The organism is Myxococcota bacterium (assembly GCA_041389495.1).
Classification (GTDB): domain Bacteria; phylum Myxococcota_A; class UBA9160; order UBA9160; family UBA4427; genus JAWKRT01.
In genome coordinates, this window is sequence record JAWKRT010000002.1 from 911,387 (window position 1) to 929,476 (window position 18,090).

Below are 18,090 nucleotides of genomic sequence, written 5' to 3' on the forward strand. Positions count from 1 at the left end.
CGTGGACGACCCTCGCGAGCTCCCGATCGGCTGCGACTGCGGCGCGCTGCGCGGGGCGCTCGTCGGCGCGTCGGCGCGGCGCGGCAATCGCGTCGTCTGCTACTGCGACGACTGCCAGGCCTACGCGCACCACCTCGGGTGCGCGGCGCGCGCGCTCGACGCGTACGGCGGGACGGAGGTCTTCCAGACGTCGCCCGCGAACGTCGTCCTGCGCGACGGGCTCTCGCACCTCGCGTGCCTCCAGCTGCGGCCGGCCGGGCTGCTCCGCTGGTACGCGAGCTGCTGCCGCTCGCCGCTCGGCAACACGCTCGCGCGGCCCGGCGTCCCGTTCGTCGGCCTCGTCGTGCGCACCCTCGCCGCGCCGGCGGGCGGAGCCGGGCCCGACGCGGCGGGCGCGCCGGCGCTCGCGCCCGACGTCGACGCGGCGCTCGGGCCGGTGCGCGGCGCCATCTTCGGGAAGTTCGCGCGCGGCGGCGCGCCGCTCCGCGACGCTCGCGCGCGGCCGCCGCTCGGGCTCGTGGCTCGCTCGGTCGCCCTGCTCGCCGCGGCGCGCCTGCGCGGGGACCACGTGCGCTCGCCGTTCTTCGACGCCGGCCGGGGCGCGCCCGTCGTCGCGCCCTGCGTCCTGCACCCCGACGAGCTCGCCGCCGCCGAGGCGGCCGCTCGTCGCGCGCCGATCCGGAGCTAGGCTGCCGGCCCGCCCGCGGCGCCGCGCGCGCGGACGCCACCGAGGAGACCGGCATGCGCTTCGCCTACCACGCCACCATGTGCGACCCCGACTTCTACCTCCCGCTCGCGATGGCGGTGGAGGAGGCCGGCTTCGACACCTTCACGCTGCCCGACAGCATCTGCTACCCGCAGGACTCCGACAGCAAGTACCCCTACAACGGCACCGGCGACCGCGAGTTCCTCGACGGCGTCCCCTTCCTCGAGCCGTTCTCGGTGATCCCGGCGATGGGCGCCGTCACGACGAAGCTGCGCTTCTCGACGTCGGTGATGAAGCTCGCGATCCGCCAGCCCGTGGTCGTCGCGAAGTCGGTCGCGACGGTCGCGGTGATGACGCACGGCCGCTTCGCGTTCGGCGTCGGCATCAGCCCGTGGCCCGACGACTTCGCGGCCTGTCAGATCCCGTGGGAGAAGCGCGGCCAGCGCCTCGACGAGATGATCGACATCGTGAAGGGGCTGATGACGGGCGAGTACTTCGGCTACCAGGGCGAGATCTTCCAGCTCGACCCGATCAAGATCTGCCCCGTCCCGAAGGAGCCCGTCCCGATCCTGATCGGCGGCCACGCGAAGCCCGCGCTGCGCCGCGCGGCGCGCGTCGCCGACGGCTTCATCCACGCGGGCGGCTCGTTCGAGGACCTCGCCGCGACCGTCCGCGAGATCGACGCCTTCCGCAAGGAGTACGGCCGCGACCACCTGCCGTTCGAGTACCAGTCGATGAGCGCCGAGGCGTTCAGCGTCGACGGCGTGCGCCGGCTCGAGGACCTCGGCATCGAGGAGGCGATCGTCGCCTTCCGCAACCCCTACGCCGCCGAGCCCGACACCCAGACGCTCGACGACAAGATCGGCGCCATCCGCTGGTTCGCGGACTCGATCATCCAGAAGGTGCGCTGACGCCGCGCTCGTGACCGGCATCGGGACGCTCGGCGAGGGCCCGCTGCACGCGGCGCTCAAGGAGTGGTACCGCCAGCCCGGCGACCGCACGGAGATCGCGCTCGAGGGATTCGTCGTCGACCTCGTGCGCGGCGACGAGCTCGTCGAGATCCAGACGCGCGGCTTCTCGAAGATGCGGCGCAAGCTCGACGTGCTGCTCGATCGCCACGCGCTCCGGCTCGTGCACCCGATCGCCGCCGAGCGATGGATCCGCCGCGTCGACGCGCGCGGCGCCGACGTGTCGCGACGGCGGTCGCCGCGCCGCGGCCAGCTCGCCGACGTCTGCACGGAGCTCGTCTCGTTCCCCACGCTGCTCAGTCACCCGAACTTCACGCTCGACGTCGTGCTCGTGCGCGAGGAGGAGGTGCGCGCGCCGGCGCGCGGAGCGCGGCGGCGCCGCGAGTGGAAGGTGGCGGAGCGGCGCCTCCTCGACGTCGTCGAGTGCGCGACGTTCTCCGCGCCGGCCGACCTGCTCGCGCTGCTGCCGACCGGCCTCGCCGACCCGTTCACGACCGCCGACCTCGCCGCCGCGCTCGGGCGCGACCGCGCCTTCGCGCGCGAGGTCGCCTACTGCCTGCGCACCGCGGGTGTGCTCGAGGCGGTCGGCCGTTCGCGCGCGGGCGTCGCGCACCGCAGGGCGGGGGGCTGAGGCGCGACGCGTCGCGCGGGCCGCGCGAACTCACGCAGCGGTGCGCGGAATCGGCCGCGGGCTGCGCGCGCGGGCGGCCGGCGGCGCGCCGAGGCGTCGCGCGCGGCTGGCACCGTTGTTGCTCTTGCGCGCGTGCACGCCTCCTCGTACCGCGAGTGCGAGCACCGGGAGCGCGCAGACCGCATCCACATCACGGGAGATCCGACATCATGCATCGCATCGCGAAGACGCGTTTCCAGGCCGCCCTCGTCCGACTCACCGGCATGGCCGCGGTGGCCGCGGCCGTCGTCGCCGCCGCGCCCGCCCACGCCGCGCTCGAGACGAGCTGCTCCGTCTCGATCACGGCCACGCGCGACGGCGCGATCGTCGAGACCTACGGCACGGACTTCACCGTCGCCCGCAACGTCCCCTTCGTCGACGACTTCTCGACGCCCACGCGGCAGAAGGAGTTCACCGCGAGCGTGACGCGCGAGGCCGACGGCGTGAAGGTCCACATCGGCTACTTCAGCGACCTCGGCACGTTCCACGCCGCGTCGTTCGACGCCGACATGCTGGTCGCCGCGAAGGCGCGCACGACCTCCGGCCGCACCGGCTTCTTCCTGTCCTCGGGCAACACGCCGGTGAACGGCAACCACGTGGTCGCCTACACGCTCACCTGCAATCGCTGACGGAGCGGGGCCCGGCGAGCGCCCGTCGACGTCGTCCACACGTCGGCGGGCGCTCCGCGCGGGACGCGCCCGTCTCGGCGCGCGGCTTCCACGCCGCCCGCGCGCCGTCGTACGATGCCCCGGAACCGACCGAGGGAGGCATCGATGGCGAACGAAGGGCTTCACGAAGAGATCGCGGACCTCTCCGACGCGACGCGCGACATGCACCGCGCGATCGTCTCGCTGATGGAGGAGCTCGAGGCCGTGGACTGGTACAACCAGCGCGTCGACGCGGCGAAGGACCCGGAGCTGAAGGCCATCCTCGCGCACAACCGCGACGAGGAGAAGGAGCACGCCGCGATGGTCCTCGAGTGGATCCGCCGCCGCGACCCGGCCTTCGACCACGAGCTGCGCGACTACCTGTTCACGAAGGAGCCGATCGCGCGCCTCGAGCGCGACGCGCACGACTGAGCGCGGAGCGAGCTGCGGCGCGCGGCGCGCGCGTCGGTTCAGGCGCGCGCGGCCTCGACCTGCGTGCCCGCCTCGCCGTCGAGCATGCGCTCCGCATCCTCGAGCGCGCCGATCACCGCGCGGCCGCCGGTGCGCTCGACGAACCGACAGGCGGCCTCGACCTTCGGCGCCATCGAGCCGGCCTCGAAGGAGAGGGCGCGCAGCTCGCGCGGCGTCGCGCGGCCGATCGCGTCCCGCGCGGGCCTGGGCCAGTCGCGGAACACGGCGGGCGCGTCGGTCAGCAGGAGCAGCGCGTCGGCGCCGAGCTGCTCGGCGAGCAGCGCGGACGAGAGATCCTTGTCGATCACGGCGTCGACGCCGCGCGCCGCGCCGTCGGCGGTCGCGACGACGGGGATGCCGCCCCCGCCCGCGCACACGACCAGCACGCCCGCCTCGACGAGCAGGCGGATCGCCGCGAGCGCGAGGATGCGGCGTGGCTCGGGAGAGGCGACGCGGCGACGGTCGTCCCCCGTGCCGATCGGTTTCGCGGGGTGCGCGAACGCCGGGTCGTCGCCGTCGACCTCGACCTGCGTCAGCAGCGTCGCGACCTCGCGGCCCGGCAGCTGCGCGCGGAGCTCCCGCTCGATCCAGTAGCCGATCATGCCCTCCGTCTCGGCGCCGAGCACGTCGAGCGACGCGCCGGGCGACGCGCGCGCGAGCAGGCCGATCTGCGGCCCGTTGCCGTGCGTGACGACGAGCGCGTGGGCGCGCGCGATCCCGGCGAGCGCGCGCGCGGCGCGCCGCACGTTGTCGCGCTGCGTCGCCGGGTCGACGGGCTCGCCGCGGCGCAGCAGGGCGTTCCCGCCGAGTGCGGCCACGACGCGCATGCTAGGCGAGGCCGCGCGCGGCGAGCAGCGCATCGACGTGGCCGGCGAGGCCCGGCTCGTCGAGCTCCTCGAACTGGTAGCGCGCGCGCACGACGGGCTTCGTGAGCGCGAGCAGCGCGGCGAGGTCGATCGGCGTGCCGCTCACGACGACCTCGGCGGCCGAGCGCTCGATGGTCTCGCGCAGCGCCTCGCGCTGGGCGTCTCCGTAGGCCATCGCGGGCAGCACGCGGCCGATGTGCGGGTACTGTGCGAACACGTCCGCGATCGCGGGCGCCGCGCTCGCGCGCGGGTCGACGAAGCCGGCGGCGCCGGCCGCGGACGCCGCGACCCAGCCCGCGCCGTACGGCATGCCGCCGTGCGTGATCGTCGGGCCGTCCTCGACGACGAGCACGCGGCGGCCGCGCACGGCGCCCGGGTCGTCGAGGCGCACGGGCGATGCGGCGCGCACGATCGGCACGCCGGGGAGCAGGGCGCGCACGCCGTCGACGGCGCGCTGCACGTCCGCGGCCGCCGCGGCGTCGGCCTTGTTCACGACGACCACGTCGGCCATGCGCAGCGTCGCCTCGCCGGGGTGGTGCGTCGCGAGCTGGTCGGGGCGCAGCGCGTCCACCAGCACGACGTGCAGGTCGGGACGCACGAAGGGGAAGTCGTTGTTGCCGCCGTCCCAGACGACGAGCCGGGCCTCGCCTTCGGCCGCGGCGAGCACCCGGGCGTAGTCGACGCCCGCGAACACGGTGGCGCCCATCTCGAGATAGGGCTCGTACTCCTCGCGCTCCTCGGCCGTGCAGTGCGCGGCGTCGAGGTCGGCGCGGGTGGCGAAGCGCTGCACGCGCGCCGCGAGCAGGTCGCCGTACGGCATCGGGTGGCGGAGCGACGCGCAGCGCACGCCGCGCGCCGCGACGCGCGCGGCGATCCAGCGCGCGACCTGCGACTTGCCGCAGCCCGTGCGCACGGCGGACACGGCGATCACGGGAAGGCGCGAGCGCAGCATCGTGCGCGCGGGGCCGAGCAGTGCGAAGTCCGCGCCGCACGCGAGCGCGCGCGATGCGAGGTGCATGACGTGCGCGTGCGGCACGTCGCTGTACGCGAACACGACCTCGTCGACGGACTCGCGCGCGCAGATCGCCTCGAGCTGCGACTCGGGCTCGATCGGGATGCCGTCGGGATAGGCGTCGCCGCACAGTGCGGCGGGGTAGCGGCGCCCCTCGATGCCCGGGATCTGCGTCGCGGTGAACGCGACGACGCGCGTCGACGGGTCGTCGCGGTAGGCGACGTTGAAGCAGTGGAAGTCCCGACCCGCGGCTCCGAGGACGACCACGCGACGCTGTGCGCGGCGCTCGCTCACGGTCGCGCACTCTAGCGCCCGGGCCTCGGCCGCGACGCAGAGCCCGGCCCGGCGGACATCGGAGTTGGGGGGGGGAGCGTCCGCCAGGCCGGGCGATGCGGACGCGATCAGCCGATCGCGGCCTCGTACTCCGCACGGGTCAGATGCCCGTCGCCGTTCGCGTCGGCCTTCGCGAAGTCGAGCCCGTCGACCTTCGCGGCCTCGGACTTCGACACCATGCCGTCGTCGTTGCTGTCCACCTCGTCGAACTTGGGCGTCGTCGCGAACGACGCTCCGGCGAGGCCGAGGGCCAGCGCGAACGCGAGTGCGCTCGTCCACTTCCGCATGTCGGTTCTCCTGCGACGCTCCGACGCGAGTCGGAGACGCGTCGCCCGTTGACGAGCCGGCTCGACTCCCGGTGAGTCGACGGCTCGCGACGGTCCGTTGCATCCGTCGCGCCAAGCGACGCGACCGGGAGTGCGATGTGAGGCGGGTCACGCGATCGTCCGCGGCCGCGATGCAGGTGCGAGCGCGCGGTCCGGCGCGCGGCCGCGGGCGATCGCAGTTTCTACAACTGGCGCGGATGCGTGTGCGAAGTGCCGCCGCGCTAGCGCGCGCGCGCCCGGACGAGACCCCAGCGGCCGTCGTTCTTCACGAGGTGCAGGATGGGCTCGGTGCGCACGTCGAGCACGCCGGGCAGGGCCTTGACGACGTCGTCGACGAAGCGGACGAGCTCCGACGGGCCGTCCTGCTGGACGATCGCGAGGAGGTCGGCTCGCCCGAGGAGCGAGGCGACGAAGCCGACGAGCGGCTGCGCGGCGAGCGCGCCCGCGATCTCGCGAAGGAGCGCGCGGTCGCACGTGATCCACAAGTAGGCGAACGCCGACGCGCCCAGCGACTCGATGTTCTGCAGCGTCGTGATGCGCACGACGCCGTCGGCCTCGAGGCGCTTGAGCCGCGACCGGATCGTTCCCTCGGAGACGCCGAGCGCGGCCGCGATCGACTGGTGGCTCCGGCGCGCGTCGCTGCGCAGGGCGGCGATGAGCGCGCGGTCGATGTCGTCGAGCGGGCGCGACGGCACTAGAAGCGCGACCAGGCGCTCTCGAACTTGAACAGCTCGAGGCCGAGGGCGGGCGACAGCCGCTCGATGCCGTCGATCGACGACAGGCGCTGCGCGACGAGCTCGCGCAGCGTGTCGTGGTCGGCGGAGAGGATCAGCACCTCGAGGTCGAACTCGCCGCTCACGACGTTGACCGCGCACACCTCGTCGAGGGCGGCGAGCTCTTCCGCGACCTCGAGCGTCGGACGGCCGCGCACCGAGAGGCCGACCGCGAGCACGAGGTCGTTGCCCGCCTCGAAGACGTCGGCGACGGCGGCGACGCGCACCTCGCGCCGCTCGAGCATCGCGTCGATCCGCGCGCCGACCGCGCGCGGCGAGAGCCCGAGCGCGTCGGCGATGGCGCGGTGCGAGGCGCGCCCGTCCTCGCGCAGCAGCTCGGCGATGCGTCGGTCCGTGTCGTCCATCGTGCGCCGCAGGGTGCCTCGGGCCGGCGGGGTTCGCCGGAATCGCGAAATGACCCGTTCTGAGCTGCGATATTGGATGAAAATTTCTCGTCGCGCACCATTTTTTCGTAGATTCACCCGCGAAGATCTGCGAGGGTGTGCGTGCGGGAGGTACGCATGAGCAGCACGGACGCAGCGGTGGTCGCGCTCGGCTACGTGGTCGTCGACTCCGCCCAGGCCGACGCCTGGCGCGCCTTCGGCGCCGACGTCCTGGGCGCGCAGCCCGTCGCCGGCGGCGACGCGCTCTGGCTGCGGCTCGACGACCGGCCGTACCGGCTGATCGTGAACGCCGCGCAGCGCGAGGGGCTCGCGGCCGTCGGCTGGGAGGTGCGCGACGCGGGTGCGCTCGCGAGCCTCGAGACGGCGCTCCGCTCGGCGGGTGTCGACGTCCGGCGCGCGAGCGACGCGGAGGCGTTCCGGCGGCGCGTCGGCGGGCTCGTCCGCTGCGACGATCCGTCGGGCACGCTGCTCGAGCTCTACCACTCGCCGCTGCGGGCGAGCTCGCGCTTCGTGTCGCCGGCGGGCGTCGCGGGCTTCGTCACGGGCGACATGGGGCTCGGACACGTGGTGCTGCCCGCGCCGGCGTTCGACGCCACGACCGACTTCTACACGCGCCTGCTCGGGTTCCGGCTCACCGACCGCATGCGCCTCGGCGCCGACGGCGACGGCGCGGGCGGCATGCGCCTCCAGTTCTACCACTGCAATCCCCGGCACCACTCGCTCGCGCTGATGGAGGCGCCGCATCCGGCGGGCCTCGTGCACCTCATGCTCGAAGTGCCGACGCTGGACGAGGTCGGCTATGCGCTCGATCGGCGCGGCCGCGGCGGCGCGCCGCTCAGCGCGACGCTCGGGCGGCACACCAACGACAAGATGGTCTCGTTCTACATGAAGTCGCCCTCGGGCTTCGACATCGAGTTCGGGTTCGGCGGCGTCCGGCTCGACCTCGACGACGTCTCGACGTCGGAGATCACGTCGGTCAGCGACTGGGGTCACGACTTCAGCGTCGGCTTCCGCGCCTAGCAACACGCCGGCCGTGGGGCCGGCGCAGGAGGGCTCCGATGGACGCCCACACGCTCGTCGACACCGCGCGCGCGCTCGCCCCCACGTTGCGGGAGCGCGCGCGCCGCACCGAGCAGGAGCGCGAGGTTCCGGCGGCGACGATCAAGGAGCTGCGGGAAGCCGGGCTGTTCCGCGCGCTCCAGCCGAAGCGCTACGGCGGCCACGAGCTTCCGCCGACCGCCTTCTACGACGCGGCGATCGAGCTCGGCGCCGCGTGCGGGTCGACGGGCTGGGTGTACGGCGTCGTCGGCGTGCACGCGTGGCAGCTCGCGCTCTTCCCCGCCGAGACGCAGGACGAGGTCTGGGGCGAGGACACGGCCGTCCTCGCGTCGTCGAGCTATGCGCCGACCGGCATCGTCGAGCCGGTCGACGGGGGCTACCGCATCCGCGGCCGCTGGAGCTTCTCGTCCGGGTGTGCGCACTGCACGTGGGCGCTGCTCGGCGGCATCGTCGTGAAGGACGGGATCCCGGACCACTACACGTTCCTCGTTCCCGCCTCCGACTACGCGATCGACGACGTGTGGCACGTCGCGGGGCTCGCGGGCACGGGCAGCAACGACGTCGTGATCGAGGACGCGTTCGTGCCCGAGCGGCGCGCGCAGCCGACGGCGAGCCGGATCGGCGGCGCCGGCGTGTATGCGAGCCCGCTCTACCAGCTGCCGTTCGCGTCGGTCTTCTCGAACGCGATCACCGCGGCGACGCTCGGCATCGCCGTCGGCGCCGTCGACGCCTATCGCGCGCACACGCTCGGGCGCGTGCGCGCGTCGAACGGCGAGAAGGCGGCGGCCGACCCGTTCGCGCAGCTGCGGCTCGCGGAGGCCGCGGGCGAGATCGACGACGCCCGCGTGCAGCTGCGCCGGAACATGGAGGAGCTGCTCGCGCTCGCCGAGGCGGGGCGCGAGATCCCGATGGAGCTGCGGACGCGCGTCCGCAGGGATCAGGTGCGCGGCTCGCGCGCCGCGCTCCAGGCGACCGACCGCGTGTTCGAGGCGGCCGGCGGCCGCGCGCTCTTCCTCGACCAGCCGATCCAGCGCGCCTGGCGCGACGTGCACGCGGCGCGCGTCCACGCCATCAACGACGTCGAGCGCGGCCTGCTCGTGTACGGCGCGCACGCGCTCGGCGGCGCGCCGCCGCTCGGAAGCATGATGTGAGCGACGCGGCGCGGAAGTCCGCGGCGATCGTCGGGTCGGGCCACATCGGCACCGACCTGATGTGCAAGCTGCTGCGCTCCGATCGCATCGCACCGCGGTGGATGGTCGGGATCGACGCCGGGAGCGCGGGCCTCGCGGAGGCGCGGCGCCTCGGCCTCGAGACGATCGACGACGGCGTCGAGACGCTGCTCGCGAGCGCGGAGCGGCCGGACCTGATCCTCGAGGCGACGTCCGCCGCCGTGCACGTGCGGAACGCGCCGCGCTACCGCGCGCTCGGCATTCCGGCGGTCGACCTCACGCCGGCGGCGATCGGGCCCTACGTCGTGCCGCCGATCAACCTCGAGAGCCTGAGCGGCGAGCAGAACGTCAACCTCGTGACGTGCGGCGGCCAGGCGACGACGCCCATCGTGCACGCGGTGTCGCGCGTGGCGCGCGTCGACTACGCGGAGATCGTGGCCAGCATCGCGTCCGCGTCGGCCGGGCCCGGGACCCGCGCCAACATCGACGAGTTCACGCACACGACGGCGAAGGCGCTCGAGGTGCTCGGCGGGGCGCGCTGCGGCAAGGCGATCATCGTGCTCAACCCGGCCGAGCCGCCGATGATCATGCGCAACACCGTCTTCTGCAGCCTCGCGCGCGACGCGGACCGCGACGCGGTCGCCGCGTCGATCCACGCGATGGTCGAGCAGGTGCAGGAGTACGTCGCCGGCTACCGGCTGCTCGACGAGCCGCAGTTCACCGACGACCGCGTGGAGGTGCTGCTCGAGATCGAGGGCGCGGGCGACTTCCTGCCGCGCTATGCGGGCAACCTCGACATCATCACCTCGGCCGCCGTGCGCGTCGCCGAGCGGATGGTGGCGGGGCGGGGCTAGGCATGGGCTTCTCCGCCGCGCTCGACGTCCGCATCACCGACTCGTCGCTGCGCGACGGCTCGCACCCGAAGCGCCACGCGTTCACGCAGGACGAGGTCGCGCGCGTCGTCGCCGCGCTCGACGCGGCCGGCGTGCCCGTGATCGAGGTGAGTCACGGCGACGGCCTGAGCGGCTCGTCGTTCGCCTACGGTCGCAGCGCGGTCGACGAGCGCGAGCTGATCGCGGCCGCGGTCGCGCACGCGCGGCGGGCGAAGATCGCGGCGCTCATGCTCCCGGGCGTCGCCGTGAAGGACGACATCGCGCGCGCGGCCGACCTCGGCGTCGCGATCGTCCGCATCGCCACCCACTGCACGGAGGCCGACGTCTCCGTCCAGCACTTCGGGCTCGCGCGCGAGCTCGGGCTCGAGACGGTGGGCTTCCTGATGATGGCGCACACCTCGCCGCCCGAGGCGCTCGCGCGCCAGGCGCGCATCATGGCCGACGCGGGCTGCCAGTGCGTCTACGTCGTCGACTCGGCGGGCGCGATGATCCTCGACGACGCGGGCGACCGCGTGGCGGCGCTCGTCGCCGAGCTCGGCCGCGACGCGCAGGTCGGCTTCCACGGCCACCAGAACCTCTCGCTCGCGGTCGCGAACAGCGTGTGCGCCATCCGCGCGGGCGCCGTCCAGGTCGACGGCTCGACGCGCGGCTTCGGCGCGGGCGCGGGCAACGCGCCGGTCGAGGCGCTCGTCGCCGTCTGCACGCGGCTCGGCATCCGCACCGGGATCGATCCGATGGCGATCATGGACGCGGCCGAGGACGTCGTGCGGCCCGTGATGCCCGAGGAGTGCGTCGTCGACCGGCTCTCGCTCACGATGGGGTTCGCGGGCGTCTACTCGAGCTTCCTGAAGCACGCCTTCGCGCAGGCGAAGCGCTTCGAGGTCTCCCCGGTCGACATCCTGCTGCGCGCGGGCGAGCGCAAGCTCGTCGGCGGGCAGGAGGACCAGCTGATCGACATCGCGCGCGAGCTGCGGCGCGCCGCGACGAACGCCTAGCAAGGAGGATCCATGTCGAGCGCGCCGTACAGCTTCGAGTCGACGAGCCGCTTCGCGCAGCTCGGCGACCTGCGTCTGCACTACAACGAGGCCGGCGAGGGCGACGCCCTCGTGATGCTCCACGGCGGAGGGCCGGGCGCGACGGGCTGGAGCAACTTCAAGCAGAACGTCCCGGCGTTCGCGAAGCGCTTCCGCGTGCTGCTCGTCGACCAGCCGCAGTTCGGCCTCTCCGACAAGCCCGACACCGACGAGCAGTTCAACGTGGTCGCCGCGCGCGCGGTGCGCGACCTGCTCGACCAGCTCGGCATCGCGCGCGCACACTTCCTCGGGAACTCGCTCGGCGGCGGCACGTCGCTGCGCTTCGCGCTCGACTACCCGGATCGCGCGAACCGCCTCGTGCTGATGGGGCCGGGCAACTCCTGCGTGCCCGTGCTCTCGCCCGAGCCGAGCGAGGGGCTCAAGATCCTCGCGCGCTTCCTCGCGCCGCCCGGCCCGAGCCGCGAGAAGCTCGAGGAGTTCGTGCGCATCATGGTCTACGACCCCGCGCTCGTGACGCAGGAGCTCGTCGACGAACGCTACGCGGTCGCGAGCGACCCGTCGGTGCTGAAGGGGCTCGTGAACTTCTTCCGCACGGCGATGGGCCCGGGCGAGAAGCAGCGGCGCGAGGGCGAGGTCTGGCGCGAGATCGACCGCATCGAGCACCGCACGCTGCTCACGTGGGGGCGCGACGACCGCGTGCTCCCGCTCGACGGCGCGCTGTTCGCGCTGCACCGCATGAAGGACGCGCGCCTGCACGTCTTCCCGCGCTGTGGGCACTGGGCGCAGCTCGAGCACGCGCGCGAGTTCGAGCGCATCTCGCTCGACTTCCTGACGGCCGAGTGAGCGCGGGCCGAGTGAGCGCGGGCCGAGTGAGCGCGCATCCGGCGGTGCGCGGCGGGAGCGCGCGATGACCGAGGCGCGCCTCGCCGGGCGGAGCGTGCTCGTCACGGGCGCGGGCTCGGGCATCGGGCGCGCGCTCGCGGAGCTCGCCGTCGCATCCGGCGCCGATGCGACGCTCGTCGACGTCGACGGCGCGTCGGTCGCGGGCCTCGCGCCCGCCGGCCGCGGGCGGGCCTGCGCGATGGACGTCGCCGACGCCGCCGCGTGGGAGCGCCTTCCGCGCCCCGAGCGCGGCTGGGACTTCGTCGCGCTCAACGCGGGCGTGATGACGGCCCCGCCCGACGCGCCGCGCGAGGCGACGCACCTCCTCACGATGGACCTCGCGCGCTACGAGCGCGTCATGCGCGTGAACGTCGACGGCGTCGTCCACGGCGTCCGCCGCGTCGTGCCCGACCTCGTCGATGGCGGCGCGATCGTCGTCACCGCATCGGCGGCCGGACTGGTCGGCTATGCGCAGGACGTCGCCTACTCGATGAGCAAGCACGCGGTCGTCGGCCTCGTGCGCGGGCTCGCGCCGCTCCTCGATCGCAGGAAGAAGGGGCAGCGCGTGTGCGCCCTCTGCCCGGGCGGCGTGCGCACGCGCATCGTGCCGGCCGTCTTCGAGACGATGCCGCTGATGGAGCCCGCGGTCGTCGCGCGCGAGATCGCCTTGCTGTGGCTCGACGGCGCGAACGGCGACGTGAAGGCGAAGATGCGCCCCGAGCTCCCCGCGCTGCGGATCGACGAGCCGGAGCTGCCGCCGTGGTGGTAGGAGGGCCAGCGATGTCCGCGAACCGAGCCGAGGCCGCGCGCGCGCTGCGCGAGGCGGAGACGTCGAGGACGCCGATCGCGCCGATCGCGGCGCGCTGGCCCGGGCTCACCGTCGTCGACGCCTACGCGATCCAGCGCGAGAACATCGAGCACCGCCTGGCGGGCGGAGCGGCCGTCCGCGGTCACAAGGTCGGCCTCTCGTCCCGCGCGATGCAGGAGATGATGGGCGTGCGCGAGCCGGACTACGGCCACCTGCTCGACGACATGTTCGTCTTCGAGGGCCAGGAGGTCGCCGCGCACGAGCTCATCCAGCCGCGCGTCGAGATCGAGGTCGCGTTCGTGCTGGGCGCATCGCTGCCGACGCGGGGCTGCCACGCGGCCGACGTGATCCGCGCGACCGAGTTCGTGCTGCCCGCGATCGAGATCATCGACAGCCGCATCGCCGACTGGAAGATCGGCATCGTCGACACGATCGCCGACAACGCGTCGTCCGCGAAGGTCGTGCTCGGCGGCAATCCCGTGCGGCTCGACGACGTCGACGTCCGCGGCATCGGCGCGTCGCTGCGGCGCAACGGCGCGCTCGTCGAGACGGGCACGGCCGCCGCGGTGCTCGGCAACCCCGTCACCGCCGTCGCGTGGCTCGCGCGCACGATCGGCGCCTACGACATCGCGCTCGAGGCGGGCCACGTCGTGCTCCCCGGCTCGTGCACGCGCGCCGTGTCCGTCCGCGCCGGCGACGCCGTGCGCGCCGACTTCGACCGGCTCGGTCACGTGGAAGTCGCGTTCGTCTAGGCCGCGCGGAGACGGGCGTCGCGCGCGCGCGGGCGCGCCGGAGGAGGTCGAACCTTGCGCAAGCTCGCCGTCGCCGTCGCGACCGCCGTGCTCCTGCTCGTGCTGATCGCGTGGCTCGCCGGGCGCGGCGTCTTCGGGCATGCCGAAGCGCCGGGCGCCGTCGCGGAAGCGCGCCGCCCCGAGGCCGCGCTCGCGCGAGAGGCTCGCGCGCAGCGCGAGGCCGCGGCGGCGGCCGGCGTCGCGCAGCCCAGGCAGATCCTGTTCGGCGACCTCCACGTGCACAGCACGTTCTCGCGCGACGCGTTCATGTTCTCGCTGCCGATGCTCGGCGGCGAGGGCGCGCACCCGCCCGCCGACGCCTGCGACTTCGCGCGCTTCTGCTCGGCGCTCGACTTCTGGTCGATCAACGACCACGCGTCGAACGTCTCGGCCGGCGAGTGGGCCGACACCGTCGACACCATCCGGCAGTGCAACGCGGTCGCGGGCGACGGCAGCGACCCCGACACGGTCGCGTTCCTCGGCTGGGAGTGGACGCAGGTCGGGCTCACGCCGGAGACGCACTACGGACACAAGAACGTCGTGCTCGCGGGAACGGGCGAGGGCGACGTGCCGCCGCGGCCGATCGCCGCGGTGCGCGAGCTCGGCGGCGGACCGCCCGTGCTCGCGCGCGGCGCGGCCGCGCTCGTCGCCGGCGGCCGCATGCACGACTGGGCGGCGATGCTCGCCGCCGCCGAGCGCCGCGAGGCGTGCCCCGACGACGTGCCCGAGGCCGACCTCCCGCCCGACTGCCTCGAGGTCGCGGCGACGCCCGCCGACCTGTTCCGCAAGCTCGACGCGAGCGGCGTCGACGCGATCGTGATTCCGCACGGCACGACGTGGGGGCTGTACACGCCGCCCGGCTCGAGCTGGGACAAGCAGCTGCGCGGGCCGATGCACGACCCGGCGCGACAGACGCTGATCGAGGTCTACTCGGGCCACGGCGAGGCCGAGGTCTACCGCGACTGGCGCGCCGTCGACGTCGCCGAGGACGGCTCGCTCTCCTGTCCGCCGCCGAGCGCCGACCATCTTCCGACGTGCTGGCGCGCCGGCGAGATCGTGCGCGAGCGCTGTCGCGCGGCCGGGGAGGGCGACGACGAGTGCGATCGCCGCGCCGCCACGGCCCGCCAGCACGCCGTCGATGCGCGCGTCGCGGTCGCGCGCACGGTGCCGGGCGCGCACGCGGAAGACTGGCTCGACGCCGGCCAGTGCCGCGACTGTCGCGAGCCGGCCTTCAACTATCGTCCTGCGAGCTCGGCGCAGTACATCGCGGCGCTCGGCAACTTCGACGAGGCGGGCGAGCCGCGCCGCTTCCGCTTCGGCTTCATGGCCTCGAGCGACAACCACTTCGCACGCCCGGGAACCGGCTACAAGGAGGTCCACCGGCGCGGCTTCACGGAGAGCGTGGCCGACGCGTCGATCGACGCGGGCTCGTTCACGCGCATGCTGCTCCCGGGCGACGACGAGCCCGTGCCCACTTCGGTGCCCTTCCGGCTCGAGAAGCTCGGCTTCGACGTCTTCGAGACCGAGCGCCAGGGCTCGTTCTTCGTGACGGGTGGGCTCGTGGCCGCGCACGCCGAGGGGCGCGACCGCGCCGCGATCTGGTCCGCGCTGAAGCGACGCGAGGTGTACGGCACGAGCGGCCCGCGCATCCTCCTGTGGTTCGACCTGCTGAACGCGCCGGGCGCCGTGCGCGGCGCGGCGCTCCCGATGGGCGGCGAGGTCGCGATGGCCGAGGTGCCGATCTTCCGGGCGCGCGCGGTCGGCTCGTTCGAGCAGCTTCCCGGCTGTCCCGACTACGCGGGGCAGGCGCTGTCGCCCGAGCGCCTCGAGCACGTCTGCAAGGGCGAGTGCTACCACCCGGGCGAGACGCGCCGCGCGATCACGCGCATCGAGGTCGTGCGCATCCGCCCGCAGCGCGAGCCGGGCGAGGACGTCGCGCGGCTCGTCGACGACCCGTGGAAGACGTTCGCGTGCGAGCCCGACCCGGCCGGCTGCACGGTGACGTTCAGCGACCCTGACCACACCGCCGCGGGCCGCGACGCGCTCTACTACGTGCGCGCCTTCGAGGCGCCCGCGCCCGGGGTGAACGCCGGCAACGTCCGCTGCGAGCGCGACGCGCAGGGCGCGTGCGTGCGCGCGCACCTCTGCCCGTCGCCCGACGGAAGCGACCCCGACTGCCTGTCGCCGCACGAGCCGCGCGCGTGGTCGTCGCCCATCTGGGTCGACCACCCGGCGGCGCGCGACTAACAGCCCGCGCGGGCGCGCGCCTCCCCGTCGTAGTGCGAGAACTTCTTCTCGACGGCCTCGAGCGCCGTGCAGCGATCCGCGGGCGTCTCGAAGCGCGGGTCGGCGACGACGTCGCGCGCGAGGCGCTCGGCGGTCACGTAGTCGGCCGACATGCGGAGGCCGCCGTCGGCCTCGCTGTCGAAGATCATGAAGCGCGGGCTCGCGTCGCTCGACGCGTCCCACGCCGTCCACGCGGGCAGGTCGCCCGACTCGCCGCGCCCCGGGTCGCCCGTGCGCGCGAACTGCGCCCAGTAGCTCCCCATCGCGTCGACGAGCGGCTGGCGCGCGGCGATCGTCGCCTCGCCGCCGAGCAGCTCGAGCAGCGGCCCGAGCGAGTCGTTGCCCATCACGAAGGGGATCTCGATGCCGTGGCTCGCGCCGATCAGCGTCGCGAAATCCGTGCCGAGGCGCGGCGGCAGCTCGTCCCAGTCGAAGCGATAGCCGTAGACGGGCGACGCCGCGTGCGCGGCGATGCGCTCGGCGATCTCGTCCGCGCCGTCCGCCTTCCACGACAGGCTCGCGTACTCGGCGTCGCGCAGGTAGCGCTCCTCGTCGCGGATGCGCGGCAGCAGGCCGAGCAGCTTCCACGTGTACTTCGGGTCCATCATCAGGAAGAGGCGGTTCTCGTCGCGGTTCGTGCCGAGGACGGTCGGCACGCGCGCGTGGCTCCCGCGCGCGAAGCTCTCGAGCATCTCGCCTTCCGGGACGACGCTCCCCTCGCGGATCGTGAGCGGCACCGTGCTCATGCCGACGGCCTCGCGATCGGCGAGCGCGGCCATCAGCTCGGCCGCGCTGCGGCCGCGCATCCACGCGCCGAGCTCGGCCGCACTCGCGCCGTCGATCGCCGCCACCGACTCCGCGCGCGATTCGCCCGGGTGCTCGGCGGCGCGCAGCTTCGCCATCAGCTCGCGCGAGCTGAACGGAAGCCCCGGCGCCTGCGGGTCGTCCGCCCAGTTCTCGGCCTCGGCGACGCTCGCCGACCACGTCCCGCCGCTCTGCGAGATCGCGCGGTGGAAGAGCCCGCGCGCCGGCGGCGACAAGAGCAGCGCGATCACGTCGTTGCCGCCCGCGGATTCGCCGAAGATCGTCACGTTGCCCGGGTCGCCGCCGAAGGCCGCGGCGTTGTCGCGCACCCACTCGAGCGCGCGCACGAGGTCGAGCGTTCCATAGTTTCCCGAGCGGTCGAGCGCGTCGTCGCGCTCGTCGTGCAGCGCCGGGTGGCGCAGCCAGCCGAAGATGCCCAGTCGATAGTTGGTCGCGACGACGACGACGTCGTGCTTCGCCGCGAACGCGCTCCAGTCGTAGTTCCCGCTCTCGCCCGTCAGGTTCGCGCCGCCGTGGATCCACAGCATCACCGGCCGCCGCTCGGCACCCGTCGGCACCGCCCCCGGCGCGAACGCCGGCGCGAACACGTTGAGCGTGAGGCAATCCTCCGACCCGATCGGCCGGTCGTACGGCCCCTCGTCGAGCAGCGGCGTCGGATACTGCACGCACCGCTCGCCCGGCAAGAGCGCCTCGCGCACCCCGCTCCACCGCGGCAACGGCTCCGGCGCCCGCCACCGCAGCTCGCCGACGGGAGGCCGCGCGAACGGAATGCCCTGCCACGCATGCGCACCCGACGCCGTCGCATGCCCGACGACCTTCCCGGCCGGAAGGTCGCGAAGCGTGGCCGCATCGGCAGTGGGAGCCGGAGGCGGAGCGGGGCTCGCGCAGGACGCGAGGAGTGCGGCGCCGAGGACGAGGGCGAGAACGAGGCGAGCGGTCGTGAGGCGGCGGTGCATGGGGCTCCTGTCGAGGGGGAAGGGGGGTGACGGAATCTCGCAGAACCTGGACCGGTCGATGCAGGAAAATCGCCGGAGGGAGTCGTCCCGCCAACCCCGGCCCGTCGTTCGGGCGGGGGGCACGGCGGGGCGCCTCGATCGAACACCCAGATTCGGGGTCATATGACCCAACTATTGGGTTATCATGCCGGCGCTCCGATGGGGTCGGTCC

19 protein-coding genes are annotated in these 18,090 nt (G+C 74.1%); 13 read left to right on the top strand and 6 right to left on the bottom strand.

Annotated features, from left to right (window positions below; genetic code table 11):
- The first annotated feature begins 1 nt into the window (after position 1).
- From R3E88_14710 to R3E88_14730, 5 genes are all read left to right on the top strand, one after another.
- Positions 2-688, top strand: a complete 687-nt coding sequence (locus R3E88_14710) for a DUF6151 family protein (protein MEZ4217733.1) — start codon at positions 2-4, stop codon at positions 686-688.
- Between the two features lie 53 nt (positions 689-741).
- Positions 742-1,617 carry a TIGR03619 family F420-dependent LLM class oxidoreductase gene (locus tag R3E88_14715; protein ID MEZ4217734.1) on the top strand — a complete coding sequence of 292 codons (876 nt, stop codon included), beginning with the start codon at positions 742-744 and terminating at the stop codon, positions 1,615-1,617.
- A 10-nt stretch (positions 1,618-1,627) separates the two neighbouring features.
- Positions 1,628-2,305, top strand: coding sequence for a hypothetical protein (locus tag R3E88_14720; GenBank protein MEZ4217735.1), 678 nt, complete (start codon positions 1,628-1,630; stop codon positions 2,303-2,305).
- A gap of 209 nt (positions 2,306-2,514) precedes the next feature.
- Positions 2,515-2,973: a hypothetical protein gene (locus R3E88_14725; GenBank protein ID MEZ4217736.1), complete on the top strand. Its 459-nt coding sequence runs from the start codon at positions 2,515-2,517 to the stop codon at positions 2,971-2,973.
- A gap of 144 nt (positions 2,974-3,117) precedes the next feature.
- Entirely contained in the window at positions 3,118-3,423 is a 306-nt protein-coding gene (locus tag R3E88_14730; GenBank protein ID MEZ4217737.1) for a ferritin-like domain-containing protein, read from the top strand.
- 38 nt (positions 3,424-3,461) lie between these two features.
- On the opposite strand, the gene R3E88_14735 is transcribed toward R3E88_14730, so the two are convergent.
- The 5 genes from R3E88_14735 to R3E88_14755 all read right to left on the bottom strand — a co-directional run bounded on the left by R3E88_14735 (position 3,462) and on the right by R3E88_14755 (position 7,137).
- A complete protein-coding gene (locus tag R3E88_14735; GenBank protein ID MEZ4217738.1) occupies positions 3,462-4,289 on the bottom strand; it encodes a carbamate kinase in 828 nt (275 codons plus the stop codon).
- A gap of 1 nt (position 4,290) precedes the next feature.
- Positions 4,291-5,634: a GTPase gene (locus R3E88_14740; GenBank protein ID MEZ4217739.1), complete on the bottom strand. Its 1,344-nt coding sequence runs from the start codon at positions 5,632-5,634 to the stop codon at positions 4,291-4,293.
- Between the two features lie 107 nt (positions 5,635-5,741).
- On the bottom strand, positions 5,742-5,960 hold the full coding sequence (locus R3E88_14745; protein ID MEZ4217740.1) for a hypothetical protein: 219 nt from the start codon (positions 5,958-5,960) through the stop codon (positions 5,742-5,744).
- 260 nt (positions 5,961-6,220) lie between these two features.
- Complete coding sequence (locus R3E88_14750) at positions 6,221-6,694, bottom strand: Lrp/AsnC family transcriptional regulator (GenBank protein ID MEZ4217741.1); 474 nt, start codon at positions 6,692-6,694, stop codon at positions 6,221-6,223.
- Positions 6,694-7,137, bottom strand: coding sequence for an Lrp/AsnC family transcriptional regulator (locus R3E88_14755; protein MEZ4217742.1), 444 nt, complete (start codon positions 7,135-7,137; stop codon positions 6,694-6,696). The genes R3E88_14750 and R3E88_14755 overlap by 1 nt, the downstream gene beginning before the upstream one ends.
- Positions 7,138-7,293: 156 nt before the next feature.
- On the opposite strand from R3E88_14755, the gene R3E88_14760 reads away from it, so the two are divergent.
- From R3E88_14760 to R3E88_14795, 8 genes are all read left to right on the top strand, one after another.
- A complete protein-coding gene (locus R3E88_14760; GenBank protein ID MEZ4217743.1) occupies positions 7,294-8,196 on the top strand; it encodes a VOC family protein in 903 nt (300 codons plus the stop codon).
- Positions 8,197-8,234: 38 nt separating this feature from the next.
- Positions 8,235-9,386: an acyl-CoA dehydrogenase family protein gene (locus tag R3E88_14765; protein ID MEZ4217744.1), complete on the top strand. Its 1,152-nt coding sequence runs from the start codon at positions 8,235-8,237 to the stop codon at positions 9,384-9,386.
- Positions 9,383-10,258: an acetaldehyde dehydrogenase (acetylating) gene (locus R3E88_14770; protein ID MEZ4217745.1), complete on the top strand. Its 876-nt coding sequence runs from the start codon at positions 9,383-9,385 to the stop codon at positions 10,256-10,258. Before R3E88_14765 ends, R3E88_14770 begins: the two co-directional genes overlap by 4 nt.
- A 2-nt stretch (positions 10,259-10,260) precedes the next feature.
- Positions 10,261-11,292: a 4-hydroxy-2-oxovalerate aldolase gene (gene dmpG, locus R3E88_14775; GenBank protein MEZ4217746.1), complete on the top strand. Its 1,032-nt coding sequence runs from the start codon at positions 10,261-10,263 to the stop codon at positions 11,290-11,292.
- A gap of 12 nt (positions 11,293-11,304) precedes the next feature.
- Entirely contained in the window at positions 11,305-12,174 is an 870-nt protein-coding gene (locus R3E88_14780) for an alpha/beta fold hydrolase (GenBank protein ID MEZ4217747.1), read from the top strand.
- 64 nt (positions 12,175-12,238) lie between these two features.
- A complete protein-coding gene (locus R3E88_14785; GenBank protein MEZ4217748.1) occupies positions 12,239-12,982 on the top strand; it encodes an SDR family oxidoreductase in 744 nt (247 codons plus the stop codon).
- An 11-nt stretch (positions 12,983-12,993) separates the two neighbouring features.
- Positions 12,994-13,773 (top strand): fumarylacetoacetate hydrolase family protein, encoded by a 780-nt coding sequence (locus R3E88_14790; GenBank protein MEZ4217749.1) that lies wholly within the window; start codon positions 12,994-12,996, stop codon positions 13,771-13,773.
- Between the two features lie 54 nt (positions 13,774-13,827).
- The gene (locus R3E88_14795; GenBank protein MEZ4217750.1) at positions 13,828-16,059 is read left to right on the top strand and encodes a DUF3604 domain-containing protein; all 2,232 of its coding nucleotides are present in this window, start codon (positions 13,828-13,830) and stop codon (positions 16,057-16,059) included.
- Here R3E88_14795 and R3E88_14800 read toward each other — a convergent pair.
- Positions 16,056-18,041 (bottom strand): carboxylesterase family protein, encoded by a 1,986-nt coding sequence (locus R3E88_14800; protein ID MEZ4217751.1) that lies wholly within the window; start codon positions 18,039-18,041, stop codon positions 16,056-16,058. The genes R3E88_14795 and R3E88_14800 overlap by 4 nt on opposite strands.
- Between the last annotated feature and the right edge of the window lie 49 nt (positions 18,042-18,090).

Excerpts from the sequence above, each read along its gene's own strand:
- R3E88_14735 (MEZ4217738.1), bottom strand. The coding sequence starts at position 4,289 with ATGCGCGTCGTGGCCGCACTCGGCGGGAACGCCCTGCTGCGCCGCGGC.
- R3E88_14785 (MEZ4217748.1), top strand. The coding sequence starts at position 12,239 with ATGACCGAGGCGCGCCTCGCCGGGCGGAGCGTGCTCGTCACGGGCGCG.
- R3E88_14800 (MEZ4217751.1), bottom strand. The coding sequence starts at position 18,041 with ATGACCCCGAATCTGGGTGTTCGATCGAGGCGCCCCGCCGTGCCCCCC.
- R3E88_14725 (MEZ4217736.1), top strand. The coding sequence starts at position 2,515 with ATGCATCGCATCGCGAAGACGCGTTTCCAGGCCGCCCTCGTCCGACTC.
- dmpG (MEZ4217746.1), top strand. The coding sequence starts at position 10,261 with ATGGGCTTCTCCGCCGCGCTCGACGTCCGCATCACCGACTCGTCGCTG.
- R3E88_14730 (MEZ4217737.1), top strand. The coding sequence starts at position 3,118 with ATGGCGAACGAAGGGCTTCACGAAGAGATCGCGGACCTCTCCGACGCG.
- R3E88_14715 (MEZ4217734.1), top strand. The coding sequence starts at position 742 with ATGCGCTTCGCCTACCACGCCACCATGTGCGACCCCGACTTCTACCTC.
- R3E88_14780 (MEZ4217747.1), top strand. The coding sequence starts at position 11,305 with ATGTCGAGCGCGCCGTACAGCTTCGAGTCGACGAGCCGCTTCGCGCAG.
- R3E88_14765 (MEZ4217744.1), top strand. The coding sequence starts at position 8,235 with ATGGACGCCCACACGCTCGTCGACACCGCGCGCGCGCTCGCCCCCACG.
- R3E88_14745 (MEZ4217740.1), bottom strand. The coding sequence starts at position 5,960 with ATGCGGAAGTGGACGAGCGCACTCGCGTTCGCGCTGGCCCTCGGCCTC.
- R3E88_14760 (MEZ4217743.1), top strand. The coding sequence starts at position 7,294 with ATGAGCAGCACGGACGCAGCGGTGGTCGCGCTCGGCTACGTGGTCGTC.
- R3E88_14790 (MEZ4217749.1), top strand. The coding sequence starts at position 12,994 with ATGTCCGCGAACCGAGCCGAGGCCGCGCGCGCGCTGCGCGAGGCGGAG.
- R3E88_14755 (MEZ4217742.1), bottom strand. The coding sequence starts at position 7,137 with ATGGACGACACGGACCGACGCATCGCCGAGCTGCTGCGCGAGGACGGG.